Source organism: Streptomyces kebangsaanensis, from assembly GCF_001906585.1.
GTDB lineage: Bacteria > Actinomycetota > Actinomycetes > Streptomycetales > Streptomycetaceae > Streptomyces > Streptomyces kebangsaanensis.
Genome location: NZ_JUJA01000035.1, coordinates 41,469 through 52,711, shown reverse-complemented (window position 1 = coordinate 52,711; position 11,243 = coordinate 41,469). Strand labels below are relative to the sequence as shown.

The window sequence follows — 11,243 nt, the reverse complement described above, 5'->3', positions numbered from 1 at the left end:
GGGGCCGACTTCGGCCCGGACTGCTGCAGTCCATGTCTCTCGCCTCCTCCCGGCCGGCAACGCCCGTACGAGGGGCGTCGTCAACGACACGGCAAGGAGCAGCCGACCGCCACACCGCGGCCCGGCCCACCCCAACTCGTCAGAGCTTTGGCACTCCACGGCGTAGTCCCGCCATCCGCGGGAAGCCACTTGGCCTCACCCCTTAGGCCGGGGAGAGGTGTCCTGACCCTGGGCGTCTCTCGACGTCGTGGGGTCAGTGGCCTGTGTCCGTGAAGACGCCTCACCGAACGAGGTGCCTCATTCAAGAACTCATGCAAGTGTACGTCCGGCAGAGGCGCGACGGCGCTCCGTCGACCAGTCTTGACGGGGCCTTGACCTGGAGGAAGGCCGACAGCCCTCCTCGCCGACGCCCTTATTTGCGTATCGACGCAATAAACGGCACACTGCCTGTCGGTACCCCGCAACCACACGACTGAACGGAGGCACTCGTGGACATCGACCCACCTAGTCCGAGCTGCCGCCTCAGCAGCCTCTGACCGCTGCTTCTGCCGTTCAGCTCTTTTTCTCTTCCTCTCCTTCTCGTCGTTTTCTCGCCGTACGCCGTCACGCTGACCCTGGGCGCGCGCCGTCGCGCCGTCGTGCGCTCGCACCGGGACGCGCCCGTGTGGCCGCAGTGTGGACGGAGTGTGGTTGGAGGTTCCTGTGATGTCGTTCAGGACGAGCACGCCCACCTCGCGGGCCTCGTTCCCCGCCCGGTTCGCGGGCCGCCTTTCCCGGATGACCTGGGTGGACCTGGTCGTCGCCGCCGCGGTGATCGTGCTGCTGTACGTCACCCTGCGGGTGGGCAAAGGGGTCACGGTCTCGTTCTCCACCAGTCAGTCCGCGAAGGTGGACACCAGTGTCGCCGAGCTGCCCTACGACGCCGCCCGCTCGCTGCTGCGCATGTTCGTCGCCCTGGCCCTGTCCACGGTGTTCACCTTCGTCTACGCCTACGCCGCCGCCAGGAGCCGCCGCCTGGAACGCGTCCTGATCCCGGCGCTGGACATCCTGCAGTCGGTGCCGGTGCTGGCGTTCCTGACGGTGGCGGTGACCGGGTTCGTCGCCCTGTTCCCGGGCTCGATGCTCGGCCTGGAGTGCGCGTCGATCTTCGCGATCTTCACCTCGCAGGCGTGGAACATGACGTTCAGCTTCTACCACTCCCTCACCTCGTTGCCCCGCGAACTCGACGAGCTGTCAAGGTCGTTCGGCTTCACCCGGTGGATGCGGTTCTGGAAGGTGGAGCTGCCCGCCGGGATGATCGGCCTGGTCTGGAACGGCATGATGAGCTTCGGCGGCGGCTGGTTCTTCCTGGTCGCCTCCGAGGCGATCACCCTCGGGCACACCGACTACGCCCTGCCCGGGGTCGGCTCCTACGCCGGTGCCGCGATCGCCGACGGCGACCTGGCCAAGGTCGGCTGCGCCATCCTCACCATGGCCGTCATGGTGATCGGGGTGAACTTCCTGTTCTGGCGGCCGCTGACCGCCTGGGCGGAGAAGTTCAAGATCGAGCAGTCCGAGGCCAGCGAGGTCCAGCGGTCGGTCGTCCTGGACTTCCTGCGCCGCTCCACCTGGCCGAGGCTCGTCGGCCGTCTGCTGCACCCGGCCGGCCAGGCCCTGAACCGCGCGGGCCGCGTCTTCGGTACCGACGACCGGCCGCTCGTGGTGCACCACGGCAAGCGGCGCGCCGGGGACGTCGCCTTCGCCCTGGTGGCCGGCGGGCTGATCGTGTGGGGACTGGTCGACCTGGGTCTCTACCTGTACGACCACACCGGTCTCGGCGTGTTCGGCGAGCCCCTGCTGCTCGGGCTCGCCACCTTCGCCCGCGTCGCCGTACTGGTCGCCGTGGCCACGGTGGTGTGGGTGCCGATCGGCGTGAGGATAGGCTTCTCGCCCCGGCTGACGAGGATCGCCCAGCCGGTGGTGCAGGTGCTGGCCTCGTTCCCTGCCAACTTCCTCTTCCCGCTGGCCGTGTGGTTCTTCATCCGGACCGGTCTGAGCATCGACATCGGCGGCATGTTCCTGATGGCCCTGGGCGCCCAGTGGTACATCCTGTTCAACACCATCGCCGGCGCCATGGCCATCCCCACCGATCTGCGCGAGGCCATGGACGACCTCGGGGTGAGAGGCTGGCAGCGCTGGCGCCGGCTGATCATCCCCGGCGTCTTCCCCTCCTACGTCACCGGCGGCATCACCGCATCCGGCGGCGCCTGGAACGCCTCCATCGTCGCCGAGGTCGTCACCTTCGGCGGCACCACGCTCACCGCCACCGGCCTGGGCGCCTACATCGCCCGCGCGACCGAGAACGGCAACCATCCCGAACTGATCGCCGGCGTGGTCGTGATGAGTGCCTACGTCGTCTCCCTCAACCGCTTCCTCTGGCGCCGCCTGTACCGGCTGGCCGAGTCCCGGTACTCCCTGTGACCCGTTCCCGCCCGCACCCCCGCCACCCGTACTCCGCACCCCACAGCTTGGACACACCATGGCGATGAACACCCTCCCGACCAGCGAGAACGCTCGCGCGGCCGACGGCGAACTGCTCCTCGAGACCGCCGGCCTGACGAAGTCGTACGCCGGCGCCGACCGCGAGCTGCCCGTGCTGTCCGGCATCGACCTGCAGATCCGCGCCGGCGAGGTCGTCGCGCTGCTGGGCAAGTCCGGCTCGGGCAAGTCGACCCTGCTGCGCTGCATGGCCGGCCTCGTCCCGGCCAGTTCGGGCACCGTCAGCTACAAGGGGGTTGCTCTGACCGGGGCCAACCCCGGTACGGCGATGGTGTTCCAGACCTTCGCGCTGCTGCCCTGGCTGACCGTGCAGCAGAACGTCGAACTCGGCCTGGAGGCCAAGGGCGTCCACCCCGTCGAGCGCGCCGAGGCCGCCCGCCTGGCCATCGACCTGATCGGCCTGGACGGCTTCGAGTCCGCCTACCCCAAGGAGCTGTCCGGCGGCATGCGCCAGCGTGTCGGCTTCGCCCGCGCCCTGGTGGTGGAGCCGGACGTGCTGATGATGGACGAGCCGTTCTCCGCCCTGGACGTGCTCACCGCGGAGAACCTGCGCGGTGAGCTGATGGAGCTGTGGGAGTCCGGCCAGTTCCCCACCCGGGCCATCGTGCTGGTCACCCACAACATCGAGGAGGCCGTGCTGATGGCCGACCGGATCGTGGTGCTCGGCTCCCGGCCCTACGGAACCATCCGGGAGATCTTCGAGGTCGGCCTGGACCGGCCCCGTGACCGCAACTCCGCCGCCTTCGAGGACATAATCGACCGCGTCTACCGCACCATGACCGGCCGGCAGAAGGAGGGCCGTACGCCCGGCCGCCAGGAGCCGGTCGAGCTGGAGAAGCGGACGGTGGCCAACACGGCGCTGCCCACGGCGAGCGTGGACGGGCTGTCGGGCCTGGCGGAGCTGGTGCTGCACCGCGGCGGGCGCTGCGACCTCGCCGGCCTCGCCGACGACCTCGGCCTGGAGGTCGACGACCTCATGCCCCAGGTCGACGCCCTGGACCTGCTCGGCTTCGCCGGCATCAGCGGCGACGACCTGCTGCTCACCGACACCGGCACCGCGTTCGCCACGGCCGACGTCCAGGACTCGAAGACCATCTTCGCCGAGGCCGCGAGCCGGCTGCCCCTGGTCAAGGTCATCACCAACAGCGTGCGCAGCAAGCCCGACGGCACCGTCCGGGCCGGATTCTTCCGCGATCTGCTGGCCCATCACTACACCAGCGAGCAGGTCGACCAGCAACTGGAGACGGCCACCGACTGGGGCCGCTACGCCGAGTTGTACGCCTACGACGCCGGCCCGGAGGAGTACCGCCGCGACGACACCGCGGACACCGCCGGCCCGGCGGGCACCCAGCGCTAGTGCCGCGACAGGCAACGTTCGCCCCGTCGCGACGCCTGGCACGCTCCCCCAAGCTCTTCGAGCAGGGGGGACCCCCACTCGCCGCACCGGCCGAAAGCCCAAGTACGTCCAGTACGAGGACTTCCGGCCGGCACTCCCCCAAGCTCTTCGAGCAGGGGGGACCCCCAGAGCACGCACCGGACGCCGCTCCTCAACGGGCAAACGTTGCCTGCCACGGCACTAGCCGGCCTGGGTCTGCTGCGAAAGTCCCGCCGTCGGTCCGGGGAGCGGGCCGCGCCGGGGCCGTGCCTGCGACCGCGGGGCGGAGCGTCGACCGCGTACCGGGCGGCACCGCGGCCGGGGTCCTCCTGCCCGGAGGGTCCGGCTGAAGAACGTGAGGCGGGAATCCCCCTCGCCCGAAGGCCTCGGGGGAGCCTGCCGGGCGTCGCCGGGCAGGCAGGGCCTTCGCGCCCGGGCGCCGGCTGCCGAAGGGGGAGCGCGCCCTATTGGGGCCCGGCCGGCGCCGTCCGCCTCGACAGCACTGGGCGTGCGGCGGCGGCCCGTTGGGGGGTCAGGGCCGGCTCCTCGGTTCCGGGGCCGTCGCCCCCGGGGGTGCCGTCGTCGGTGCCCGCGAGGAGCGCGGCCTCCAGCAGGGGGCGTACTCCGGTCGCCCGGTAGTAGATCCGCGTGCCCTCCCGGCGGGTGGTCACCAGGCCGGCCGCCCTCAGCCTGGCCAGGTGCTGCGACGTCGAGGCCACATGGGCGTCCAGCATCCGGGCCAGCTCGCTCACCGGCAGTTCACGCCGGCTCAGCGCCCACAGCAGCCGGTAGCGGGAGGGGTCCGCCGCCGCCTTGAGCACCGCCACGGCCCGGTCCGCCGACTCCGCGTCCCACACCTGTCCTTGCGCATCCATGCAACTAGGGTACCGGCGGCCCGCCAGGACGCCCGACGGCGGCGGCCCGCGCTTTTGTGGGAAGCCGCTGGGGTTTTCGCCGCCACGGCACGGGCCAGGACAGAGTGAGGAAAGCCTCGGCCTGGAGCGCGGCCAGGCTGATGCGCAGCAGGTCGCGGGCCGTGGGATAGACCAGGAAGCGCGGCTCCCACACGGGCTGGAACTTGGCGTTGAACTTGTACAGCGACTCGATCTGGAACCAGCGGGAGAGGAACAGCAGCAGGCCGCGCCAGGCGCGCAGGGCCGGCCCCGCGCCCAGGCGCTCGCCGCGGGCGAGGGCGGCGCGGAACATGGCGAAGTTCAGCGAGACCCGGCGGATGCCCAGGCCGGGCGCCTGCTGAAGGGCCTTGACGATGAGGAGCTCGTTCAGACCCGGGTCGGCGGTGCGGTCGCGGCGCATCAGCTCCAGGGAGATCCCGTCCCCGCCCCAGGGCACGAAGTGCAGGACCGCGCGGACGTCCCCGCCCGGCGCGGGGTCGCCGGCCTCCGGTTCCTTGTGCGCGGTGACGACCACGCAGTCGCCGTCGCCCGGCTCGCCGAAGCGGCCCAGCGCCATGGAGAAGCCGCGCTCCACCTCGGTGCCGCGCCAGGCGGCGGCCGCCGCGCGGATCTGCTCCCTCTCCTGCCCGGACAGGTCCCGCACGCGGCGGACGCGGCAGGTGTAGCCGCCGCGTTCGATGCGGTTGACCATCTGCCGGACGTTGCGCATCGGCCGCCCGGACAGGGAGAAGGCGCCGGTGTCGACGACGGCCTCGTCGCCGATCTCCAGCGCGTTCAGGCCGGCCTCGCGGGTCCACACCTCGCCGCCGGTCTCGCTGCAGCCCATCACCGCGGGCACCCAGGCGTGCCGGGCGGCGGTGTCCATGAACTCCTTGATGGCGCCCGGCCAGGCCTCCACGTCGCCGATCGGATCGCCGCCGGCGAGCATCACCCCGGACACCACCCGGTAGGCGATCGCCGCCTTTCCGGAGGGGGAGAACAGGACGTTCTTGTCGCGGCGCAGCGCGAAGTAGCCGAGCGAGTCCCGCTCCCCGTGCCGGTCGAGCAGCGCGCGCAGCCGCCGCTCCTCCTCCTCGCCGAGGAAGGGCACGGGGGTGGAGGGGCGCAGCGCGAGGTAGATGGTGGTGGCCGCGGTCAGCAGGCCGAGCCCGGCGAGCGAGTAGTACACGAGGTCGCCGGTGCGATCACTGGCGTAGTGGATCGGTCCCTCGATGCCTGTCAGTCCGTAGGCGACGTGCTGGAGCCGGTCGGTCAGGCCGGGGGAGCCGGTCCCGGTCCTGGGGTGCGCGCTGACGATCAGCAGGCCCGCGCCGAAGCTGAAGGCGCCCAGGAGGAGGAAGTTCCACAGGGCCCGCCACCGGGTGCGGGGGTCGGACAACGCGTAGAACTCCCGGCGCGCGACCAGCAGCAGGACGAACAGCAGCACGGTCACCACGCCCGGCACGTGCTGGTGCCAGCGCAGCAGTTGCAGTACCGCTCCCGCGGGCAGCAGCAGCATCACCGCACGCCAGGCACGCCGCTTGCGGCGGCGCAGGGCGTGCGCGAGCATCACCATCGACACGCCCACGATCAGCGAGGCGGCGGTCGCCAGCGTGGACACCGCCCCGGGCAGGGCCATCGCGAGGGTGTGCACCCGTCCGTGGCGCATACGGGGGAAGATCGCCCCCAGTACGTCCAGTACGCCCACGAGCAGACACAGGTAACCGGCCACGGTCGGTACCCGGTTGTACGACACAGCGCGAAGACGGGTGTGCGAGGAGCGCTCACCCGTGGCCACGGAATCCTTCACGAAAGGTCAGCGTAGGGCCCGGTGAGCGGCCTGACCACGGGCGGGGTGCCATGACGCGCCACGCGGCGGCGCGCTTCACTTAAAGAATTGCGCAACTGGTTGATGATAGGTTTCCGCGTCGTACGGGACTCGGCGCGGCCCGCCGGGCACGGCCGGAGCGAAGGAGGGCCGCGATGGGCGTCAGAAGCGGGCTCACGGGGACCTGGCGGGTCCCGGCGGAGGACCGCCGGGACCTTCGGCCGACTCCCGGCTCGGTCCTGCGGCGGCTGGACTGGCCGCTGCTGGGCGCCGCGCTCGCGCTGTCGCTCCTCGGCGCGCTGCTGGTGTACTCCGCGACCCGGGGGCGCACCCAGCTGACGGACGGCGACCCGTACGCCTTCCTGATCCGCCACGTGATCAACGCCGGGATCGGGATCGCCCTGGCCGTCGGCACCGTGTGGCTCGGTCAGCGCCGTCTGCGCGACCTCGTACCCGCCCTCTACGGCATCACCCTCCTGCTGGTCCTGCTGGTGCTGACCCCGGCGGGTGCCACGATCAACGGGGCGCGGCGCTGGCTCGTGATCGCCGGAATGTCCGTCCAGCCCGCGGAGTTCGTCAAGGTCACCATCGTGCTCGCCATGGCACTGCTGCTGGCCACCAAGGTGGACACCGGTGACCGGCCGCGTCCGGACAGCCGCAGCGTCCTGGAGTCTTTGGCGGTGGCGGGCGTGCCCGCCCTGCTGGTCCTGCTCACGCCGGACCTCGGGCAGTTCATGGGCATCGGCGTGATCGTGCTCGGGGTGCTGCTCGCCTCCGGCGCCTCCGCGCGCTGGGTCACCGGACTGCTGGCGGCCGGCGCCCTCGGGGCCGTGGCCGTGTGGCAGCTGCATCTGCTGGACCAGTACCAGATCAACCGGTTCGCCGCGTTCGCCGACCCCACCCTGGACCCCACCGGGACGGGCTACAACACCAGCCAGGCCCGGATCGCGATCGGGGCCGGCGGCCTCACCGGACAGGGGCTGTTCCAGGGCGCGCAGACCACCGGTCAGTTCGTGCCCGAGCAGCAGACCGACTTCGTCTTCAGCGTGGCGGGGGAGGAACTGGGCTTCGTCGGCGCCGGCGCACTGATCGCCCTGCTCGGCGTGGTGCTGTGGCGCGCGCTGCGCATCGCCCGCGACTGCCCCGACCTGTACGGGACGGTGGTTGCGGCCGGAATCGCGGCCTGGCTGTCCTTCCAGGCGTTCGAGAACATCGGCATGAACCTCGGCATCATGCCGGTCACCGGGCTGCCGCTGCCGTTCGTCAGCTACGGCGGCTCGTCGATGTTCGCCGCCTGGATCGCCGTGGGCATTCTGCAGGGCATCCGGCTGCAACGCCCGCTGTCCGCCTGATACCTGTGCGCCGCCCGGCCGGCCTCAGCGGCGTCCCCGGCGGCGCGGCAGGATCGAGCGCAGCCTCCGTCTGCGGTCGGCCAGCGCCGTACGCACAGCGGGTTCGTCGTGGGCCGCGGCGAGCAGGAGTCCTACGGCGTACAGGGCGGCGATCAGCGAGCTGCCACCGTAGGAGAACAGCGGCAGGGGCACGCCCGCGATCGGCACCAGTCCGAGGACCCCGCCGAGGTTGATGAAGGACTGGACCGCGAGCCAGGTGACGATGCCGCCGGCCGCCAGGCGGACGAACGGGTCGTTGCGGCGGCCGGCGATCCGCAGCCCGCCCGCGAACAGGGCCGCGAACAGGGCCAGCACGGGCAGGGTGCCGACCAGACCCAGTTCCTCTCCGGTGACGGCGAAGATGAAGTCGGTGTGCGGCTCGGGAAGTTGTCCCCACTTCTCGATGCTGGCGCCGATTCCGTTGCCGAACAGGCCGCCGGTGGACAGCGCGTACAGGCCGTGCACCACCTGCCAGCACTGGTCGTCCGGGCCGGGGTCGCTCGCGCCGAGGCAGGCGAACCGCGACATGCGGTGCGGGGCGGTCATGATCAGCACGGTGGCGAGCAGCCCCGCCGCCGTCAGGGCGACTCCGAACAGCCGCGGCGGCGCGCCGGCCAGCCACAGCAGACCGAACAGCACCGCGCCCAGGACGACCGCCGTTCCCATGTCCCCGCCGAGCATGATCAGCCCCAGGAGCAGCAGCGCGCCGGGCACCAGGGGTACGAGCAGGTGCTTCCACCGGCCCAGCAGCTTGTGCTGCTGCTTGCGGGCCAGCAGGTCCGCGCCCCACAGGATGAACGCGGCCTTGGCGAACTCACTGGGCTGCAGCACGAACGGCCCGCCCAGGACGAGCCAGTTGGTGTTGCCGTTGACGGTCCGCCCCAGCCCCGGCACCTGCACCAGCGCCAGCAGCAGTATGGACCCGCCCAGCAGCGGATGGGCCAGCCACCGGTGTGCCTTGACCGGCATCCGGGCGGCCAGCAGGCCCAGTGCCGCGCCGGCCGCCGCGGCCGTGACCTGTCGGCGCAGATAGAAGGTCGGCGGCAGACCCTGGCGCAGGGCCTGGATCTGGGAGGAGGAGAACACCATCACCAGACCCAGGGCGGTGAGCAGCACCGCGCTGCCCGCCACCAGGTAGTAGGCCGTCAGCGGCCGGTCCCAGGCCCGCCGCAGCCGCGCCACGGCGGGGTGCGGGCGGCTCCTCGGGGGCGCGGCCACCCGCCCGGTGCGTCCGGTGCGTGGCCGGGTCGCCGCCGCCCCGGCCTGTTCGGCCCGTTCGGTCCGTCGGGGTCCACGCGTCGCCGTGGTGCCCCGGGCACCGGGCACGCGCTTGCCCGCGTGAGCACTCCGTGAATCGCGCACGTGCGCGGCCGTGGACGGGCGCGTCCGCCCGTCCGGCGCACGGCGCTCCGGTGCCGGTGAGATCCCCATGCCGTCAGCAGCGCGGGCCGCGCCGGTGCCCGGAGCGGGCGGGGTGGCGTTCCGGGTCTTCCCGGCAGTCCTGCGCGGTGCGCACGGCAAGGACGGTGTCGGCACCGTGTCTCACGCCGGCCATCCTCCCCGGTGACGTCCTCAACTCGCCGACTGGGCAAGCCTGGTAGGGACCATGATCACATGCCGCGAACCGTCCCGCGGACAGGAGGGACGCTCCGGCACGGCGAAGGGCCGCACCCGCCCGTGCGGGTGCGGCCCTCGTGGATCAGTGCGTCAGGGGCGCGGTCAGGCCGTCGCGCCGTTGCCCGCCTTGCGGCGGCGCACCACGAACATGGCGCCCACGCCGACGGCGACCGCGGCGCCGCCCGCCATCGCGATCGTCGGCAGTGCCGAGCTGGAGCCGGTCTCGGCGAGGCGGCCCTGCGGGACGATCTGGGTGTCGCCGACGGGCTTCGCCGGCAGCGGCTTCTTGCCGCCCTGCGGCTTGGCGTCGCCCGGGGTGCCCGCGCTGGAGCCGGCCTTGAGGATGTCGAACTCGTAGAAGTCGTCGTCGGCGGCGTAGACGCAGTTGCCCTTGTCGTCGGCGTACATGCCGATGGTGAGGGCGACGCCGAGGCCGGCCGGGGCCTTCTTGTCCACGCTCAGCCGCAGGTCGAGGGAGAAGGACTCCTTGGCCCTGATGTCGGTGTAAGCGAGGTAGCCGGCGGTCTCGTCCTCCTCGTCCAGGGAGACGTTCTTCCACTCGCCGGTGGACGGGTCCTTGAACTGCAGGGTGAGGTAGTCGGTGCCGGCGAAGAAGTCCTCCTCGTCGATCTGGAAGGCGAACACGCCCATGTCGACACGCTTGTAGGCCTGGTTGCCGGAGTTCTTCACGTTCAGCTTGAAGTTGTGGAAGCCGCTGCCCGCGACGATCTTCGAGGGCAGGCCGGAGAGGCTGGTGCTCAGGTTCTTGTCGAGCTTCGGCTTCTCGCCGTCCTTGCACTCCTGCGGACCCGGCGAGGGCGAGGCCGAAGCGGAGGCGGACGGAGAGGGAGTCGCGGTCGTCGAGGGGGAGGGGGTCGGGGAGGCCTCGGACCCGTCCTCGCCGGCCTTGGTGTCCTCGGTCTCCGAGGCGGACTGGTCGTCGGACGGCGACGACTGGTCGTCCGTGGGGGTCTGCTGGTCCTCGGTGCTGCCCGACTCGTCCTCGGTGGCCTTCGCGTCGCCGCCGGCGGTCGACTCGGTGGTGGGGGAGGACGGCTTCTCGTGCGCGTAGGCGATCGGGGCCGCAAGAAGAACGGCGGGCGTGATGGCTGCCGTGGCTGCGGCGAGAGCCAGGGAACGGCGAATCTTCATGCGAACCTCAGAGCGAGAGTGGTCGGTGTTTTCGCAATGAAGATCACCGACGACCGCAAAGGGTTGCCCAGAATTCCACGCTTCAATGTGTGATGTACGCCACCCCCTCCCGCCGGTCATCGGTACGCTCGCGTACCGATACGCTTTCGTACCGGTACACTCGCGTACCGACGGGCGTACGCCGAAGGAGAGCGGGCACCGAGTCCTCCGGGCACAAGTGAGGAGCAGCGCGATGACGTCGCAGGCCGCGGACCGACCGGAGACGGTTGTCGCCCCGCGCCGCTCCAGGCTCACGCCCGAGCGCGAGCAGGAGTTCTTCGACGCCGTGCTCGAGCAGATCCGCGAGTGCGGCTACGACGCCGTCACCATGGAGGGCGTCGCCGCCACCACCCGGTGCAGCAAGTCCACGCTCTACCGGCAGTGGCGGACCAAGCCGCGGTTCGTGGCGG

General features: G+C 71.5%; 8 protein-coding genes and 1 riboswitch. Of the genes, 4 read left to right on the top strand and 4 right to left on the bottom strand.

Translation table 11 applies throughout. The features are described from left to right. Nucleotides 1-123: 123 nt before the first annotated feature. Nucleotides 124-299: riboswitch (M-box (ykoK) riboswitch) on the bottom strand. Nucleotides 300-705: 406 nt separating this feature from the next. Together RH94_RS04465 and RH94_RS04460 are read left to right on the top strand one after the other, a co-directional pair. Further along, the gene (locus RH94_RS04465) at nt 706-2,460 is read left to right on the top strand and encodes an ABC transporter permease (protein WP_073946344.1); all 1,755 of its coding nucleotides are present in this window, start codon (nt 706-708) and stop codon (nt 2,458-2,460) included. 58 nt (nt 2,461-2,518) lie between these two features. Continuing rightward, nucleotides 2,519-3,895: an ABC transporter ATP-binding protein gene (locus RH94_RS04460; protein ID WP_107428622.1), complete on the top strand. Its 1,377-nt coding sequence runs from the start codon at nt 2,519-2,521 to the stop codon at nt 3,893-3,895. A gap of 482 nt (nt 3,896-4,377) precedes the next feature. Here RH94_RS04460 and RH94_RS04455 read toward each other — a convergent pair whose 3' ends face one another. Beyond that, nucleotides 4,378-4,788, bottom strand: coding sequence for an ArsR/SmtB family transcription factor (locus RH94_RS04455; RefSeq protein WP_073946343.1), 411 nt, complete (start codon nt 4,786-4,788; stop codon nt 4,378-4,380). Nucleotides 4,789-4,792: 4 nt separating this feature from the next. Further along, entirely contained in the window at nt 4,793-6,616 is a 1,824-nt protein-coding gene (locus RH94_RS04450) for a phosphatidylglycerol lysyltransferase domain-containing protein (RefSeq protein ID WP_079188892.1), read from the bottom strand. A gap of 173 nt (nt 6,617-6,789) precedes the next feature. On the opposite strand from RH94_RS04450, the gene rodA reads away from it, so the two are divergent. Next, nucleotides 6,790-7,986 (top strand): rod shape-determining protein RodA, encoded by a 1,197-nt coding sequence (gene rodA / locus RH94_RS04445; RefSeq protein ID WP_079188891.1) that lies wholly within the window; start codon nt 6,790-6,792, stop codon nt 7,984-7,986. Nucleotides 7,987-8,010: 24 nt separating this feature from the next. Here rodA and ftsW read toward each other — a convergent pair whose 3' ends face one another. Together ftsW and RH94_RS42375 are read right to left on the bottom strand one after the other, a co-directional pair. Next, the gene (ftsW, locus tag RH94_RS04440) at nt 8,011-9,387 is read right to left on the bottom strand and encodes a putative lipid II flippase FtsW (RefSeq protein WP_407697256.1); all 1,377 of its coding nucleotides are present in this window, start codon (nt 9,385-9,387) and stop codon (nt 8,011-8,013) included. A 357-nt stretch (nt 9,388-9,744) separates the two neighbouring features. Then, nucleotides 9,745-10,794: an LAETG motif-containing sortase-dependent surface protein gene (locus RH94_RS42375; RefSeq protein ID WP_234425529.1), complete on the bottom strand. Its 1,050-nt coding sequence runs from the start codon at nt 10,792-10,794 to the stop codon at nt 9,745-9,747. A gap of 232 nt (nt 10,795-11,026) precedes the next feature. Between RH94_RS42375 and RH94_RS42370 the strand changes: the two genes are divergently transcribed. Further along, on the top strand, nt 11,027-11,243 hold a 217-nt coding region (locus RH94_RS42370), incomplete at its 3' end, for a TetR/AcrR family transcriptional regulator (protein WP_407697255.1).

Bases quoted from the DNA above. Each gene is read 5' to 3' on its own strand.
- RH94_RS04465 (WP_073946344.1), top strand. From the start codon at position 706: ATGTCGTTCAGGACGAGCACGCCCACCTCGCGGGCCTCGTTCCCCGCC.
- RH94_RS04460 (WP_107428622.1), top strand. From the start codon at position 2,519: ATGGCGATGAACACCCTCCCGACCAGCGAGAACGCTCGCGCGGCCGAC.
- RH94_RS04455 (WP_073946343.1), bottom strand. From the start codon at position 4,788: ATGGATGCGCAAGGACAGGTGTGGGACGCGGAGTCGGCGGACCGGGCC.
- rodA (WP_079188891.1), top strand. From the start codon at position 6,790: ATGGGCGTCAGAAGCGGGCTCACGGGGACCTGGCGGGTCCCGGCGGAG.
- RH94_RS42375 (WP_234425529.1), bottom strand. From the start codon at position 10,794: ATGAAGATTCGCCGTTCCCTGGCTCTCGCCGCAGCCACGGCAGCCATC.